The sequence below is a fragment of the Lacunimicrobium album genome (assembly GCF_052161635.1).
GTDB lineage: Bacteria > Planctomycetota > Planctomycetia > Planctomycetales > Planctomycetaceae > SXPC01.
This window is the reverse complement of the sequence record NZ_CP197413.1, coordinates 4,112,593-4,127,585: the sequence shown is the minus strand read 5'-3', so window position 1 is coordinate 4,127,585 and position 14,993 is coordinate 4,112,593. Positions and strand designations below refer to the sequence as shown.

At 58.2% G+C, this 14,993-nt stretch carries 16 protein-coding genes and 1 pseudogene; 11 read left to right on the top strand and 6 right to left on the bottom strand.

Features of this window, described 5'->3' with window-relative positions:
* Positions 1-237: 237 nt before the first annotated feature.
* Together SH248x_RS16565 and SH248x_RS16560 are read right to left on the bottom strand one after the other, a co-directional pair.
* Positions 238-1,155 carry a Do family serine endopeptidase gene (locus SH248x_RS16565; protein WP_459555412.1) on the bottom strand — a complete coding sequence of 306 codons (918 nt, stop codon included), beginning with the start codon at positions 1,153-1,155 and terminating at the stop codon, positions 238-240.
* The gene (locus SH248x_RS16560) at positions 1,043-1,633 is read right to left on the bottom strand and encodes a DUF1353 domain-containing protein (RefSeq protein ID WP_459555411.1); all 591 of its coding nucleotides are present in this window, start codon (positions 1,631-1,633) and stop codon (positions 1,043-1,045) included. The genes SH248x_RS16565 and SH248x_RS16560 overlap by 113 nt, the downstream gene beginning before the upstream one ends.
* 613 nt (positions 1,634-2,246) lie before the next feature.
* Here SH248x_RS16560 and SH248x_RS16555 point away from each other — a divergent pair.
* The gene (locus tag SH248x_RS16555) at positions 2,247-3,605 is read left to right on the top strand and encodes an ABC transporter permease (RefSeq protein WP_459555410.1); all 1,359 of its coding nucleotides are present in this window, start codon (positions 2,247-2,249) and stop codon (positions 3,603-3,605) included.
* A 175-nt stretch (positions 3,606-3,780) separates the two neighbouring features.
* On the top strand, positions 3,781-4,479 hold the full coding sequence (locus SH248x_RS16550; RefSeq protein ID WP_459555409.1) for an ABC transporter ATP-binding protein: 699 nt from the start codon (positions 3,781-3,783) through the stop codon (positions 4,477-4,479).
* A 121-nt stretch (positions 4,480-4,600) separates the two neighbouring features.
* Here SH248x_RS16550 and SH248x_RS16545 read toward each other — a convergent pair whose 3' ends face one another.
* From SH248x_RS16545 to SH248x_RS16530, 4 genes and pseudogenes are all read right to left on the bottom strand, one after another.
* A complete protein-coding gene (locus tag SH248x_RS16545) occupies positions 4,601-5,383 on the bottom strand; it encodes an enoyl-CoA hydratase/isomerase family protein (RefSeq protein WP_459555408.1) in 783 nt (260 codons plus the stop codon).
* Between the two features lie 285 nt (positions 5,384-5,668).
* On the bottom strand, positions 5,669-6,631 hold the full coding sequence (locus SH248x_RS16540; protein WP_459555407.1) for an aldose 1-epimerase: 963 nt from the start codon (positions 6,629-6,631) through the stop codon (positions 5,669-5,671).
* Positions 6,632-6,686: 55 nt separating this feature from the next.
* Positions 6,687-7,068: pseudogene (locus SH248x_RS16535) on the bottom strand (GxxExxY protein).
* Between the two features lie 27 nt (positions 7,069-7,095).
* On the bottom strand, positions 7,096-7,662 hold the full coding sequence (locus SH248x_RS16530) for a YqgE/AlgH family protein (protein WP_459555406.1): 567 nt from the start codon (positions 7,660-7,662) through the stop codon (positions 7,096-7,098).
* Between the two features lie 425 nt (positions 7,663-8,087).
* Here SH248x_RS16530 and SH248x_RS16525 point away from each other — a divergent pair, with 425 nt between their 5' ends.
* The 9 genes from SH248x_RS16525 (at position 8,088) to SH248x_RS16485 (ending at position 14,915) form a co-directional block, all read left to right on the top strand.
* Entirely contained in the window at positions 8,088-9,026 is a 939-nt protein-coding gene (locus SH248x_RS16525; protein WP_459555405.1) for a hypothetical protein, read from the top strand.
* Positions 9,027-9,214: 188 nt separating this feature from the next.
* Positions 9,215-9,697: a hypothetical protein gene (locus SH248x_RS16520; protein ID WP_459555404.1), complete on the top strand. Its 483-nt coding sequence runs from the start codon at positions 9,215-9,217 to the stop codon at positions 9,695-9,697.
* Between the two features lie 182 nt (positions 9,698-9,879).
* Positions 9,880-11,070: a phage major capsid protein gene (locus tag SH248x_RS16515; RefSeq protein ID WP_459555403.1), complete on the top strand. Its 1,191-nt coding sequence runs from the start codon at positions 9,880-9,882 to the stop codon at positions 11,068-11,070.
* 345 nt (positions 11,071-11,415) lie between these two features.
* Entirely contained in the window at positions 11,416-11,955 is a 540-nt protein-coding gene (locus SH248x_RS16510; RefSeq protein ID WP_459555402.1) for a hypothetical protein, read from the top strand.
* 339 nt (positions 11,956-12,294) lie between these two features.
* Positions 12,295-12,567, top strand: a complete 273-nt coding sequence (locus SH248x_RS16505) for a hypothetical protein (RefSeq protein WP_459555401.1) — start codon at positions 12,295-12,297, stop codon at positions 12,565-12,567.
* A gap of 124 nt (positions 12,568-12,691) precedes the next feature.
* Complete coding sequence (locus SH248x_RS16500) at positions 12,692-13,030, top strand: hypothetical protein (protein ID WP_459555400.1); 339 nt, start codon at positions 12,692-12,694, stop codon at positions 13,028-13,030.
* A gap of 216 nt (positions 13,031-13,246) precedes the next feature.
* Positions 13,247-13,585, top strand: a complete 339-nt coding sequence (locus SH248x_RS16495) for a hypothetical protein (RefSeq protein WP_459555399.1) — start codon at positions 13,247-13,249, stop codon at positions 13,583-13,585.
* A 209-nt stretch (positions 13,586-13,794) separates the two neighbouring features.
* On the top strand, positions 13,795-14,256 hold the full coding sequence (locus tag SH248x_RS16490) for a hypothetical protein (RefSeq protein ID WP_459555398.1): 462 nt from the start codon (positions 13,795-13,797) through the stop codon (positions 14,254-14,256).
* Positions 14,257-14,405: 149 nt separating this feature from the next.
* Entirely contained in the window at positions 14,406-14,915 is a 510-nt protein-coding gene (locus SH248x_RS16485) for a hypothetical protein (protein WP_459555397.1), read from the top strand.
* Positions 14,916-14,993 lie beyond the last annotated feature (78 nt).

Here is a 14,993-nt window from a genome sequence, read left to right as displayed (position 1 = left end):
CGCTTCGCCGACGGATGAGGGACCTCTGCGAATTTCATAACGCCCCCACCCTCGCTATCACCTCTCAGCCAAAAATCCCCGGGTGGCCCACCCGTTTACGGTTGGGTTCGCAAAGCGAACAAGAAGCGTCACCATACGCATCCATTCCTAATTCACGCAGTGAGTCCCGTTCGACCGCGTATGGCATTGCATCTTGTCGGCGACGCCGATCCAGCCATGAACGGCAGGACCACCCCCTCACTCCCCATTCACCCGCACCTTCGACTGAATCTTGATAGGATCCCCCGGCGACAACACCACATCCGCCGTCATCGCCCCGGCATTGTCAAACAACTGCAGATGCCTCTGCTTGAGCGGCCGCAACTCCTCCAGCTCCCGCGTCAACGCCAGCAGCGTCTTCTCCAGCTCATCGACCCGCGACCCATCCACCGTCGCCGGCATTGACCTGATCGTCACCAGCAACTCCGCCTGAAGTCTCTCGACCTTCACCAGACGCTCTTCAAGCAGGCCAGACGCCGAAACCGGCACGGAGTGAACATCCCCATTGTCGGCATGTTTAACCGCTGAATCCGGAAGACACCCCAGTCGACCCAGCATCGCTTCATAACGAGACCAGGGAATAAACTTCCCGTTACTCATATGCACCAGCCCAATTAGCTGTCCCTGCTCATTGAGAATCGGCGATCCCGACTGCCCCGGCACCACATTCAACCCAATGACATCCCCTTGCACAGGCCCACACTTGCGAACCGTCTGATTCCCATCAAACGTCCACAAACACCCGCTCCGCGACGTGACCGTCTGTCTCAACTTCGTCGGCACAACTGGCACCCGCTGGTCCGACTGAAACTTGAGCAGCGCAATCTCCTGCTGAATGTCGGCATGTACCACCTGTGCTACATGACCATCGACACTGATCTGCTGCGCCCCGGTCAGCACATGGGCAACCGTCAGGCAATACACATCCCGCCCATGCTGAAAGATCGGCGCACAAACTCCCTGCCCGCGAATGTACTGACAGGAGTTCCCCGAGCAGCTTTGCTCAAGCGTGTTCACTCGCAACGGCTGTGCCTGAGCCCGATGGCTCATCAGGCTCATCGAGCAGCCCAGCCCCAAAATCATCATCGTCATCACACACCATTGAAATCGTCGCATCGCCAACTCCTGCTTTTTTCTCTGTCATGATCTGAGCCATCTCCGTCGCGTGTTTAGTGACTTCCACAAAGTGATCAATATTCTTAGGTCGATAACACCAGCGCCCCCACAGCCGCACCGCCAGATACATTGCCGTCCGCTTCCACCAGGAAACCTTCAACTCTGTCAGCAGCCAGAAGAAATACGCATCCGCCATCACGCGATGCTGATAAGACCCCAGCAGCCACGCATGGTGACACAACAGGTCATGCACCACCGCCGCCTGCAAAAACTCCCCTTGAAACGGATGCCCGACAATCGGCCACAACAGACGCGGAATCGACGCCCCGTCCGTTAGAAACCGGGCTGGCACTCGCACTTCCCACCCAAACTCATTCTCGACCTTGACCGGCCGGGTCACCTCCAACAGTCCTCCGGGATAAGTGCGATAACAAATCGCCTGCACATGACGCGACGCATGCTTCGATACCGATGACATCTTCGACAACCTTTCCTGGGTGATGAGTAAAAGCTGGTCCCCTCACCCTACGTGAAACCGTTGCGCAAATTGCCCCTCACTGACCCTGTCTACGAACCCTCACCTCACAATCCCCCGGCATTTCCCACTGTCTATTTTCTCCCCCGACTTCTAAGACACTCAGTCTGAAAATCACTTTTCTAAAATGAAACATTCCCCCTCGTGTGCCACGGCTGTGTCAGCCGTGCCGAATGTCCGATCAAGCTCCATTTCCACTCCCAAGGCGGGTGGCCGGGGTCAGGATTTCTAGCTGACCCCAGTTCTGCGCGCAGATCGCACTCAAATTAAGTAAGCGACCAATCCTCACCCCAGCCACCTTCCATCATCCACGCCACCTCACACCCGTCACCGCCACAACAGCTTCTCATCTGTGTTCACCTGCGTTTATCTGCGGTTCATTTCTCTTCCTCTCTCATCCGTGTTTCTTCGTGTTCATCCGTGGGAAACTCCTCCTCACTGAAACCGTTCTCACTGTTGCGGAGTGTTTCTACTCGCACGGTCGCCTATACTTATTCGTGTATCATCAGCGGCTGATGCCGTGACAATTCAGACAGTTGTTTGCTTCGGAGACTCGATGATTTCCCCCGCCACGATTTTCCCCGGCATGGTGTTTGGACTGGCGTTTCGCAATATTTGGGCACGACCCGTCCGCACGAGTCTGGCGGTCCTCGGCATGACCGTCGCCATTTTCGCGATGGTCAGCCTGTTCTCCGTCAGTGCAGGGCTCAACCGGGTCGTCAACTCGACCCTCGACCGGGTCCCCGGCTTGATCGCGATGCAGCGTGGCGCACCGATTCCTCTCTTCTCGACGATCCCGTCCAGCTGGAAAGAGGAGATCGAGAAGATGCCCCATGTGACGACCGTCGTCGCGGACTGCTGGGCTCGGGTCAACATCATCAATGGCGAGACCATCATCTCACCACCACGTCTGCTCTGCGGCACCGACATCGCCCGACGCAATCAGCTTCGCACGACCCTCTACAAAGGCGATGTCTATGAAGGCCGCTTCCTCAGCGAGGAAGACGTCGGCAAGCCACACATCGTCATCAGCAAATCTGTCGCAGAAGAATTCAAAGTTAAAGTTGGCGACCCGCTCGAAGTCAACGGCCTCAAATTCACCATCGTCGGCCTGTATCACACCGGCTCGCTCCTGCTCGATGTCGCGCTCCTGACCGATATCGATGTCTTCCGCGCCCTCACCGGTTTTAACCCCGGCATCGTTTCCAGTCTTTACATCGAACATGATCAAGGCAAAGAGAAAGCCTCTGAACTGGCCGCCGTCATTCAAAAGCGATTCACCGACCGCGAATGGGGCATCTACAAAGCCTCGACCATTCTCACGATCGCCCAGCAAGTCACCACGACCAGCACCGAGAACCCCGTCCAGTCAGCGATGAACAATCTCGACAAGATGTTCAAAGGCAGTCCGCCCGCATCGTCGCAACCGAAAGCCTCTGTCACGCAGCCGCTCGGGATGGAAAGCCCGCTCGAAGTCAAACCAGCGGAACAATGGGCCTCGCGCATCGACAGCTTCACCGAAGACCTCGACCTGTTCCTCTTCCTCATGACCAGCATCGGCGTCTTCATCGCCGTCGTCCAAGTCATCAACACGATGCTCATGAGCGTTACCGAGCGAGTCATCGAATTCGGGATTCTCCGCGCGAATGGCTGGTCGGTCGGCAATGTCGTTCTGCTCGTCGTGTCCGAGAGCGCCTTCCTCGGAGCCGTCGGCGGCGTCTTCGGGTCGGTCTTCGGCTGGATCGCCGTGCAGGTCATCAACCACAACTTCCCGGACCGCGTCCAACTCTATGCTGGCCCGGAACTCCTTATCTACTCGATCACCTTCAGCATCCTCATGGGCATCCTCGGCGGCCTCTACCCCGCCTACTGGGCCGCGACCCGCTCCCCCATGGATGCGATCCGAAGAGGATAGGGCTTGGGTCATGTAGGGTCCGCTGTGCGGACCGTCAATTCGCTTCGTTACAAATAGAAAACGTGCCTTTACTTGTCGTTACTCTTCACAACGAGTCATCGTTGTTGTAAGTCGATTAACGGTCCGCACAGCGGACCCTACAGGGCTACCTAAGCCCTACTACCTAAGGCCTCCCATGCAAGTCCAACTCGAACACATCACCAAACGACATCGCAGCGGCGACGAGGAACTGACGGTCGTTGACGATCTGACCTGTGACATCCAGGAAAGCTCGTTCACGTTCATCATTGGACCATCAGGCAGCGGGAAGAGCTCGCTGTTGTATCTGATTGGCGCGCTCGACTTGCCGAGTCAGGGTCGTGTGCTGATTGATGGCGAAGATCTTTCCACATGGTCTTCGACTCGCAAGAACAAATTCCGACGCGAGGAGATCGGGTTCATCTTTCAAAGTTTCAACCTGCTGAAACAACTGACCGCCGTCGACAATGTCCTTGTTTCCGAAATGCCCGTCGGAGTCAGCAGCGAAGACAGGCAACGCGCCGTTGACTATCTCAAGCAGGTCGGCCTCGGACATCGACTTAGCCATTACCCCAGCCAGCTCTCCGGCGGCGAACAGCAGCGTGTCGCAATCGCGCGGGCCTTGTTGAAAGAGCCATCCCTCGTCCTCGCAGATGAGCCGACGGGCGAGCTCGATTCGAAGACCGGCGCCATCGTGATGGGCTATCTGCGTGAACTCCAGAAGCAAAAGCAAACAACGGTCATCATCGTCACCCACGACCACATCCACCTGCGCCCAGGTGATCACATCATCGAACTGCATGACGGGAAGATTGTGAGGCAGTATGTGAAGGACGCGACGCCAACTCACGTGTAGGGTCCGCTGTGCGGACCGTTAATTCGCTTTCATTGCAAGTTGAGATTCGAGTTCCTACTGTTCGCGATGTTGCATGTTCCAATTGTCATTGCGAGTCCATTGACGGTCCGCACAGCGGACCCTACACCCACTCCGCGGGGCGTTTTTCGACGAAGGCAGCCAGGCCATCTTTTGCCTGCCCCTGACTGAAGCACTCTGCGAAGGTGCGAGCCTCCGCTTCGAAAAATGTCGCATCAACGCGACTCATCATGCGATAAAGCTGCTTCAATTGTCGCTGCGAAGATGGCGAAGGCTTGCGGAGTTGAGACAACAGCGTCGTCACAATCTCGCCCAGCGTTCCTTCCGCGGCGACCTGATTGACAAGGCCGATGCGCAGTGCGTCACTGGCCGAGAGTAACTGCCCCGTCATCGTCAACCACTTCGCGTTCGCCTCGCCGAGGAGATGACGGGCACGTACGGTGCCACCCCAGCCGGGGACGATGCCCAGAGTCGCTTCCGGCAGGCCGATGACGGCTTTCTCATCGATGACTCGCAAGTCACACGCCAGCGCGAGTTCACAACCGCCACCCGCGCAGGCCCCATTGATCGCGGCGATCGTAACGAACGGCAGATCTTCGACGAGTTGCATCAGCGCCTGACCTTCTCGCGCGATCTCGTAAGCAGACGTCTCATCGAGTTCCGCTAACTCAGAGATCTCGGCCCCTGCGATGAAGGTTCGCCCTCTACCTTCGAAGACCGCAATGCGAATGCTTTCATCGTTTGAGACTTCTTCCAGCAAGGAGCGTAATTGCAGACGGGTCTGCTGGCTGAGCGTCTGGATTCCCTTGGGACCTTCAAAGACAATCCTCGCGACGCCGTTGTCGCGAGTGAGGGAGACGGCGGTCGGTTCACGGAATTGTCGCATGGGAATCATCATTGAATAGACGTGTTGTTGAAGTCTGAGTCTCAGGCCTGAAGGGCCGTTTTCAACCAGCCCAGGGTGAAACCCTGGGTGAGAGGGCAAGCAAACGTCACCACCCTGAAGGGGTGGGTCAACGCGGAGTTCACCATGAGCCGTCCCTACAGGACGGTGCGTTTTGTTGTTGCCATATCCCCAGGGTTTCACCCTGGGCTGGTAGAAATCGTCCCTTCAGGACGAAGAACGCGAGGCCTTCCCCGAGAGGCTCTTCGTGGTGAAACGCTCTTCGATTTACACAACCACCTTCTGCACTTCGAGCTCGATGTAGAGATCTTTTGACTGACCTGGTTCCAGCACCTGCCAGCCGGTTTCTTTCGGGGGCAGCTTCATGTTGATCGCGTTTGACATGCAGGTGTAAGGTTCCATGCAGATGCAATCGCGACCTTCGGGGGTGAACATGACCTGGAACTCGAATTCCTGGCTGTAGCGCTGGACCATTTCGATGCCCGCTTTCTCGTCGACCAAGCGAGTTTCGTAAAGCTGACCGGCCGGTGGCGGGGTCATCGAGAAGAGGTCATCGAGTTTCAGGGTGTCGTAATATTCGCCTTCGACGAGTCGATCGATCAGCTCGGTGTGAGACGATTCACCCGTCGGGATTTCGTTGACGTGGACATATTGCTTCGCGACGGGGAGTTGGGCCAGGCAGTTGCCAGGGGCCGAGAAACTGACGAGAGGGACCTTGAAATAGGCATGCGTCCCGAGTCCCCAGGGAAGCGGCTTCTTGTCAGGATTTTCGATGTGGAACTTCGAAATCAATTTGTGATGCGTGACTTCATAGGTCAGACGAATCAGACAGTCCGCAGGCCAGTTCTTCAACTGATCTGGGGCATCAACCGACAGCTGAAACTCAGCCGTCAGAGACGATTGAGTCTTCTCAATCACACGCCACGGGACATCAAAGCAGAACCCGTGCATCCCATGCTTACGCCCCGGCTGGATCGGCAGCGTGTAGTCTTTGCCGTCCCAGGAATACTTGCCGTCTTCGATCCGGTTGGGAAACGGAAAGAGAATGGGAATCCCTGATCGCGTCGAGCGCGTCTGCCCGGAAAGAAATCCATCTTCAGCATCAATGACGTCGACCAGCTCGCCCCCAAAAACGGTGCTGAACTCGATGCAGTTCATGCCGCGGGTCGGAACAATCGAGGCGGAAGTGCCGGTGGATGGGCAGGCGATAGTGATAGTTTCGTGGTGCATGAAAAGTCCTGAGATTGAACCGCAGATAAACGCAGATGGACACAGATAAGAAGGATTATTTTGTACGGACAACTCGTCGACATTCGACCTTGGCGTGTTTGAAGTTCAAAATCAAACCAACTTGCAGGTTCGTGATTTTCAGGTAGTTGAGCATCTGGCCGACTTCATGATTGGTGATTTTCCACCGTCTTTGTGTCGACGATTATTCTCTCAAAGACAATTAGATCGGGGATATACTCACCAACTTTAATACTCTTATACATCACATCGAAAGTGATCTGCTGCTGAACCGAAATGCGACGCCTCAAGAACTCGACCACAAGAGCATTCTCATATGGCTTTTCCAGTAGCCCGTGCCCCAGGATATTCGACACCTCGTACGCGCATTCGATGATCTCGCGCGTTTCGGCTTCAAATAAATAATTATCTGTGTCCATCTGCGTTTATCTGCGGTTCAATTTTCTTTAGTTCCACTCGACGTGTTCGCGCGGGATCGCGAAGGTGGTGTGGGATTTGGCGAAGCTGGACAGGAGCATGTCGTAGAGAGTGTAGGGGTCGTGGTTGAAGAGGTGGTCGGCGCAGGCGCGGTGGATGTACCAGTCGCCGCGTTCGATTTCGCTTTCGAGCTGTTCAGCGCCCCAGCCGGCGTAGCCTGAGAAGATGCGGTAGCGGCGTGGGCTCTTGGGCTGGCAGGCCTGTTGGACGATGTCTTCAAACATCTCGGCGCTATTGGCGATGACAACACCAGGGATGAGGGTGTGGGGAGCGAGCTCGGGGGTCGTCTTGTTGTGGAGCATGCAGAGTGCCGTTGGTTCGACGGGGCCGCCGACGTAGATGAGGTCGCTGGTGGCGGGGAGCTGGAAGTGTTCTGCGAGTGCGTGAGCAACGGAGACGTTGGAAGGGCGGTTGATGACTAGGCCCATGGCGGAGGTGTCGTCATGTTCGAGCACGAGGATGACTGTTTTGAAGAAATTGGGATCGCGCAGAAACTTGCCAGCGAGCAGGACTTTGCCCTTGAGCGACTCGGTCATGGGAGGCTTTCAACGCTACGTCAGACGCAGCAGAAGGGGGGAGTGTGGACGGCTTTTTGGGGGAAGGGGAGAGTATAGCGGACCAGACAAGCAGGAGGAAGAGGCGCTGGGCGTTAGGCGCTAGGCGTTAGGTAAATCTGGAGAAGTGCGCATGCATCGCCTTGGGAGTGGAAATGGAGCTTGATCGGACATTCGGCACGGCTGACACAGCCGTGGCACACGGGGTGGGGGAGTGTTGGTTGATCGAAAACCTGATTTTCAGACTGAGTGTCTTAGAAGTCGGGGGAGAAAGTAGACAGTGGGAAATGCCGGGGGGTTGTGAGGTGAGGGTTCGTAGACAGGCTCAGTGAGAGGCAATTTGCGCAACGGTTTCACGTAGGGTGAGGGGACAAGAAAAGCACACATGCCTGGGAGGTGAGTTGAATATGAGGCGCGAGAGTGAAGTGTTGACGGAGATGATTGCGGGGGATGTCTGGGGTGAGCTGCTGCGGGAAGCGGGGTCGCGGGTGGTGAAGGGGATTGTGCTCGCGGGGCAGGCTTCGCGGAATGGGTACTCGTACACAGAGATGGCGCTGCGGGATGCGGTCGTCTGTTATGACGGGAAGCCGGTGTATCTGGATCACCATGAGCAGAGTCATCAGCCGGGGGTACGGGGTGACGAGGAGCTTGTGGGGATGATTGAGTCGCCACGGTTTGAAGAGGGGAAGGTCGTCGGGGATATCTGCGTGCGCGAGTCGGTGGCGGGGAATCTGTTTTTGTCGCTGGTCGATCAGTTGCTGCCGGACGTGGGGATGAGTCACGTCGTGCGGGCGGTGCGGAGTCGGGATGGCAGGCGGGTCGAGAAGATTGTCGATGTGATCAGTGTGGATGTCGTGCGCTATCCCGCGACGACGAAGACGCTGCGGGAATCGATGCAGTGGGCTGGTGATGAGCTGGAAGAGTCCGTTGATGAAGAGATGGGCGAAGTGGAATTGATCTGCGAGATCAGTCCCTCTGCGGAGACGTCGTCACGGTTGCGGGATGCGGAGCCGGTTGTGATGGAGGAGCTTTCGCTGCTGCGTCGGGAAGTGTCTCGATGGAAGCAGACGGCGGAGAAGCTGCAGGAGCAGAGTGGGCAGGCTGCGCGGGTGCAGGTCATGCTGGAGAAAAGTCGGCTGCCGGAGTCGGCGATCACGCCTGTGTTTCGACGGATGCTGATGGAGGCGGAGAGTGATCAAAAGCGGGACGAACTGATCCGGGAACGACGTGAGCTGGTGGCGCAGCTGCGGGTGGTTTCTCCGGTGAGTTCGGCTCGTCGGGTTGAAGAGGTGGGGATGCGGGATGCGGAGATTGTGGCGGTGATCAGGAGAGGCGCTGGGCGTTAGGCGCTAGGCGTTGGGAAAGCAGGAGAAGCACTGGCATAGCCAGTGGCACACGGTGCTTGGGCGTTGGAAGACAGTCATGAGTCACGAGTCGTGAGCCATGAGGTTTTGGTTTGTTGCTTTTCCTCATGACTCGTGACTCACGACTCATGACAAGCAAAGTTATTTCAGTTCAAAATGGACGACAGACGATGGCAAATCGGGTGCGGTTTCGGAGTGGGGCGGTGGAGTTGCGGAAGGTGCGGGTGGATGCGGGGACGGTGATCGAGGCGGGGGATCTGGTCTGGCTGGATACGGATGATGCCAAGCCGGCGTCTGCGTTTACCTGGACGACCAACCTGGCAACGACGCAGGGGAATTTTACGGCGAAGTTTCTGGGAGTCGCCCATCAGCCTTCAGCGGCGGGAGAGACGGAGCCGATTTCGGTGGATGTCAGCCCGATGTCGATCTATGAGTTCGATGTCGCGAGTGCGGCTTATGAAGTTGGCGGACTGCTGGGGCCGGATGAAGGGACTTCGCTGTTGATGAATCAGCAGCTGGAGACGGTCAGCAGTGCTGCGAATGCGATTGCGCGGAGTGTTGAATATCGCGGTAGTGGCCATACGAAGTTGCGGGTGCAGTTTGCTTCAGCGTTCCATTGCGGGTCGAGCAATGTGAACGGGCAGGTGGGGTAGGGAGAAGGCGCTGGGCGTTAGGCGCTAGGCGCTGGGAGAGAGGGGGGAGCACTGGCATAGCCAGTGGCACCCGGAACAAAGTCAAATCAAACACAACGGCGCTAGCTGTTGGCGGCGTGGCGAAGCAGGTTTTCCTAGCGCCCAGCGCCTAATACCTAGCGCCTTTTTCCGAAGGAAAAAACATGCGTGGTCAGAATGTTCGGGATCTGGTGGAGTCGTTGGGGGCGGAGGGGTTTTATCAGAAGGTTTGTCAGCTGCTCAATGAGAAGCAGTTGACGACGGATGATTTCAGTTATTACGAGCTGGCGGAGGCGTGTGGCGTGCTGCCTCGGTTGCGGAGTTTGCGCGAGGCGGGGCTGTCGTCGCCTGGAGATCTGCTGCGGGAATCGGGGCCGGGGGTGCGGACGCATCTGTTTCAGGTGATGACGGGGGAGCTGATTGGTCGCAAGGTCATTGAAGGGTATGAGGATGAGGCGGGGTTCATTGGTGATCAGCTGGTGACGGTGCAGCCTTCGCGGTTTCGGTCGCAGAAGATTGCAGGGTTCAAGGCGCTGGCTGGGCCTGAGCAGGTGCATGAAGGGCATCCGTATGAGGAGTCGACATTCGCGGAGAAGTATGTCGTCAGCCAGGAGGCTAAACAGGGTCGCATTCTGTCGATCAGCGAGGAGTTGATTGCTTTTGATCAGACGGGCGAAATCAATCGTCGGGCGATGGCGCTCGGGTACTATTTGCGCCAGGAACGCGAGCGGACGATTGTGCGTGCGGTGACGGATGCGGAGGCGGCGATTGATCAATTCGTCTATCGTCCGAATGGAGCGGGGACGAGTCTGTATGCGACGAACGGGAGCCTGCGGAACTGGGTGGGGTCGGGGAACACGACGTCGACATCGTTTAATGCGGCGGTTCCGCTGACCGATTGGAAGGATGTCGAGAAGGTGCTGCATTACCGGGCCACGCAGGTGCGCGATGATCGGATTGATGGGACGAGTCGGCCGATTGTCGCGCCGGCGCGCCAGATCCTGGTGCCGGAGCGATTGCGCGGGACGGCGCTGTCGATTGTCAATGCGACGCAGATTGAAGTGGAGGGGGATGATGGTCGTATGGTGACGGCCAATCCGCTGGGGACTTCGATGAGTGTGTTGAGTTCGCCGTTCATTGATGAGCAGGGTGGGCAGGCGGTCAATGACTGGTACGTGGGTGACTTCCGTCGTCAGTTTTTGTGGACGGAGATCTGGCCGGTGCAGACGTTCCTGCAGAACAGCGACAGCCAGGCGGCGTTCGAGCGGGATGTCGTGCTGCGGGTGAAGGCGCGGTACTTCGGCGGGGTCTCGGCGGTCGATACGGTGTATGTGACGAAGGTGGATGGGGAGTAGTAGGGCTTGGGGATTGGGGCTTAGGGCTTGGCCGGAGAGAAGGCATGAATCGTGAGGTTTATGCCTTTGTTCGGGAGGGCGAACCTCTGTGTGAGCTGGATCTTTGCGTTGCGAAACATGAGCGATGTGAAAGGTGATGATGGCCTCGACGGTTTGTCTCTTGCACGTCGTTCGTCGTCGATTCGCTGGTGGTTGATTGCAACGCGGGACAGCGGCTCGGACGGAGCCTCGCCCTCCCGGGGTCATGTCGCGAGGTGTGGGGGCTTTTCCTCATGACTCGTGACTCATGCCTTATGACAAACATGGACATCAACGGTCCGCATAGCGGACCCTACGGGAGAGCGTATGAAGCTGCATGGGAAGGTGTTGCGGGGGCGAGGGGTGAAGGTTCTGCTTTGGCGGCGGGGGGATGGGGGTGAGCATGAGGTGAGTGTGACCGCGCTGCCGTTGGGGTTTGGGGTGTGGTTGCGTCAGAAGGGGATTGTGCAGCCGGAGGTGCCGGTGAGAGTGGCGCGGGATGCGCAGGGGAAGCCGATGCGGGATGCGTCGGGGCAGGCGGTTGTGCGGGAGGATCGGAGTGATGCCTCGTATGTCGCGAGTGTCGAGCAGTATCAGCAGCGGCTGGCGATGCTGGTGTTGTGGCAGGGGCTCAAAGAGGACCCGAACGTGAGCTGGGAGAGCGTTGAGCCGGCGGTCGATGGGGATTGGAGCGCGTTTGCGGATCAGCTGTTTGAGGAGATGGAGCAGGCGGGGGTGACGATGGGGGAGGTGGTCTGGTTGTGTGAGGAGGTGACGAACTTCACGAACCAGGTGACGTCGCGCGCTGAGGAGTCGCGTGCGGATTTTTTTCCAGCGGAGTCGTGCCGGAGCTCGGGCAGTGGATGACGTCGCCGCGGTCGATGGAGTATGTCCTGCTGCGGGTGTGTGAGCGGTGGGGGATGCGGAGTGAGGAGCTAGTGTCGTTGAGTCGCCAGGAGCAGGAGCGGCTGGTGGCTTATGAGATGGTGAGGGGGGTGGAGGAGGCGCTGGGCGTTGGGCGCTAGGCGCTGGGGGGAAGGACGAGGTGTGGCACGGCCGTGTCGGCTGTGGGGATGCGCGAGCGGTGTCCAGCTTGACGTTCGGCACGGCTGACACAGCCGTGGCACACTGAGTGGAGCCTTCCTGCCTCATGATGAAATGCGAGTTGATTAACGGTCCGCACAGCGGACCCTACGGGAGGGACGAATGGCGGGTGAGGAGTTGGTGAGCCTGGATGGGGTGGAGGGGAGTGCGCTGAGTGAGTCGCAGGTGCGGGGGATTATTGCGCAGATTGATCTGGACATCATGAATCTGCTGCGGGATGGGAAGTTGGCGGCGATGAAGTATGACGTCGGTGGAGATGGGCCGAGCGGGGATCGGGGGAGCAATCTGAAGGCGCTCATTGAGGCGCGAGGGCATTATGAGAGGTTGTTGGAGGGGATGGGGTGTTGGGTGGTGACGGTGGGCGCTTCGCTTTAGGGCTTAGGTATTGGGGCTTAGGGCTTAGCCAGAGGCTTCGCTCATTCCGTATCAAGCCGGTGGAGTGGATTGGTTAGTCCCTAATGACTAATACCTAATACCTTGACTTAGCTGGGAGACGACGATGACTGATGAGACGTTCGAGCTTGCTCTGCTGGACTGGGGGCAGGTGGTGGAGTTGGTGGTGGTTTCGCAGGGGATGGTGGTGGAGTTGGCTCGGGTGATCGAGACCGAGCGGGTTTCCCAGGTGACGGGGATTGTACGGGCGGTTGCTTCGCCGGTGGTGGGGGAGGCAGTGGGGGCTGGGGAGACGTCGGGAATTTCGGTGAGAGTGAGGTCGCGGGAGTTGCCGGTGTGTGAAGCGGGGGAAGTGATGCTCATCAGGTGGCTGGGGGAGCGGTATCGGGTGGCCGGGATGCGGGTGGGGGAGAGTGTGGCGGTGTTGGAGGGGCGGCGGGGGTGAGGGTCGGAAGGAAGTGGTAGGGTGCCTTCGGGAGTTCGACTTGTTTGTTGAAGGGTTGTTGGCGCGTTGCCCTCATCCGCCCTTCGGGCACCTTCTCCCGGGGGGAGAAGGGACGGGGTTGGGGGCGTCTTTAAATTCGCAGAGGTCCCTCATCCGACCTCGAAGACTCGGCCACCTTCTCCCCGGGGGAGAAGGGGCAGAATAGGAGATTTTTTGATGTTGAGTATGCGGGTGGAGGTTGAGTCGTCGGGAGAGGGACTTGATGTGCGACAGTTGCGGGAGGGGGTTGTTTCTTCTGTTGTCGGGCGGGTGTTGGGGAGGATTGTGGAGTTGCAGCCGGTGGAGACGGGGCGTACTCGGGAGGCCTGGGTGGGGATGGCGTCGGGTGTCGGTGGCGATGATGGCGATGTTCGTGTTTACTCGGATGTGCATGTGACGCAGGTGGATCTGGTGAATCGGGTGGAGTATCTGCCGTTTGTGGAGTATGGGACTTCGAAGATGGAGCCGGTGGGGATGGTGAGAAGGGCGTTGGGAGAGGGAGGCGCTGGGCGTTAGGCGCTAGGCGCTGGGGAAGATCGGAGAGCACTGGCGTAGCCAGTGGCACACGGGGTTGAGAGAGCACTGCTGGTCAAGCTAGCAGTGGCACAACGGGTTGGCAGGACCTCATGACTCACGACTCGTGACTCATGACAAGACAGTGAGCGGATAGACGTTCGGCACGGCTGGCACAGCCGTGGCACACGGGAGGAGAGGGGAGAAACAAAATGACGGGGCGGCATGAGCGGGTGGCGATTGAGAGTAGTTTGCAGGCGTACTGGAAGCATCAGTTTTCGCCGGAGGTGGTGACGATCTTTCCGGGGATGCTGGTGGAGACATCGAAGTTGACGTCGTGGGCGGAGGTGTGGGTGCAGAGCAGTTTGCGTCGGCGGGGGCGGGCGACGTCATTGCCGATGGTGAATGTGTCGGCGGTGGTGCATCTGTTTTCGCGTCATGGTCAGCAGCCTGGGGTCTTGCGGGGGATGATGGACGAGGCGTGTGAATTGCTGTCATTGCGAACATTACTCGTGAGAGATTTTCAGCGGGCGGGGTCGCCGGTTGTGGGGTATTTGAAGCTTTATGAGGCCCAGGCGCGGACCATGGTCGAGGGGCAGGGGGCGAGTCGACAGCCAGGGCTGTCGCATGGGGTGGTGACGTGTGAGGGGATGTTTGGGGGGATTGGAAATTAGGAATTGGAAATTAGCGGGAGGCTTCGCCATCTGTCAGTCGGTCTGGGAACTCGGCGAAGCGGATCGGCCAATTTCTAATTTCCAATTCCTAATTTCAAACAAATCAGAGTGCGGGCCAATTTGAAGTTGGACGCCAAGAAAGGGCAGCCATGGCGGTGACGAATCTGGTGCGGAATTTGCGGGATGCGGAGATGGTGTTGAAGGATGGGACGACTCCGACGGCGTTGTCGTTGGTGGTGCTCCTGGATGAAGGGGATTTGAGTTGGACGGAGCGGGTCAATACGGTGGAGGTCAAGGATCGCGGGTCGATCGCGGCGGGGCATCTTCGTCGGGGAGACGATGAGTCGGTCGCGATTTCGTTTACGGCGAAGTGGACGCAGTTGATTGGGAAGTCGGCGAGCTCGGGAGATCCGCTGCAGTTGTATGAGTTCCTGACGTTTGCCTCCGGAACGAACCTGGTGAGTACATCGTCAGCGGGGCAGCCGGAGACGTTTCGACTGGAGTTCACGGTGACCGACCCGGCGGGGGTGGCGAGTGAGAAGATTGTGTTTGGGAAGGTGTATCGTGAGACGCTGCGGATGAGCGAGGGGGATGAGTACAACGTGATCTCGTTCACGGGGCGGGACTTTGAGGTGAAGCCGGTTGTTTCGCGGGTTTGAGGGGAGAGGGACTGGAATGCAGAGGGCGCGGAGGGGAGCAGAGGTCGCGGAGGAGAAGGGGAAGGGTGACTTAGAGAG

Coding starts and splice junctions, on each gene's coding strand:
- SH248x_RS16565 (WP_459555412.1), bottom strand. CDS start 1,155: ATGCGACGATTTCAATGGTGTGTGATGACGATGATGATTTTGGGGCTG.
- SH248x_RS16560 (WP_459555411.1), bottom strand. CDS start 1,633: ATGTCATCGGTATCGAAGCATGCGTCGCGTCATGTGCAGGCGATTTGT.
- SH248x_RS16555 (WP_459555410.1), top strand. CDS start 2,247: ATGATTTCCCCCGCCACGATTTTCCCCGGCATGGTGTTTGGACTGGCG.
- SH248x_RS16550 (WP_459555409.1), top strand. CDS start 3,781: ATGCAAGTCCAACTCGAACACATCACCAAACGACATCGCAGCGGCGAC.
- SH248x_RS16545 (WP_459555408.1), bottom strand. CDS start 5,383: ATGCGACAATTCCGTGAACCGACCGCCGTCTCCCTCACTCGCGACAAC.
- SH248x_RS16540 (WP_459555407.1), bottom strand. CDS start 6,631: ATGCACCACGAAACTATCACTATCGCCTGCCCATCCACCGGCACTTCC.
- SH248x_RS16530 (WP_459555406.1), bottom strand. CDS start 7,662: ATGACCGAGTCGCTCAAGGGCAAAGTCCTGCTCGCTGGCAAGTTTCTG.
- SH248x_RS16525 (WP_459555405.1), top strand. CDS start 8,088: ATGAGGCGCGAGAGTGAAGTGTTGACGGAGATGATTGCGGGGGATGTC.
- SH248x_RS16520 (WP_459555404.1), top strand. CDS start 9,215: ATGGCAAATCGGGTGCGGTTTCGGAGTGGGGCGGTGGAGTTGCGGAAG.
- SH248x_RS16515 (WP_459555403.1), top strand. CDS start 9,880: ATGCGTGGTCAGAATGTTCGGGATCTGGTGGAGTCGTTGGGGGCGGAG.
- SH248x_RS16510 (WP_459555402.1), top strand. CDS start 11,416: ATGAAGCTGCATGGGAAGGTGTTGCGGGGGCGAGGGGTGAAGGTTCTG.
- SH248x_RS16505 (WP_459555401.1), top strand. CDS start 12,295: ATGGCGGGTGAGGAGTTGGTGAGCCTGGATGGGGTGGAGGGGAGTGCG.
- SH248x_RS16500 (WP_459555400.1), top strand. CDS start 12,692: ATGACTGATGAGACGTTCGAGCTTGCTCTGCTGGACTGGGGGCAGGTG.
- SH248x_RS16495 (WP_459555399.1), top strand. CDS start 13,247: ATGTTGAGTATGCGGGTGGAGGTTGAGTCGTCGGGAGAGGGACTTGAT.
- SH248x_RS16490 (WP_459555398.1), top strand. CDS start 13,795: ATGACGGGGCGGCATGAGCGGGTGGCGATTGAGAGTAGTTTGCAGGCG.
- SH248x_RS16485 (WP_459555397.1), top strand. CDS start 14,406: ATGGCGGTGACGAATCTGGTGCGGAATTTGCGGGATGCGGAGATGGTG.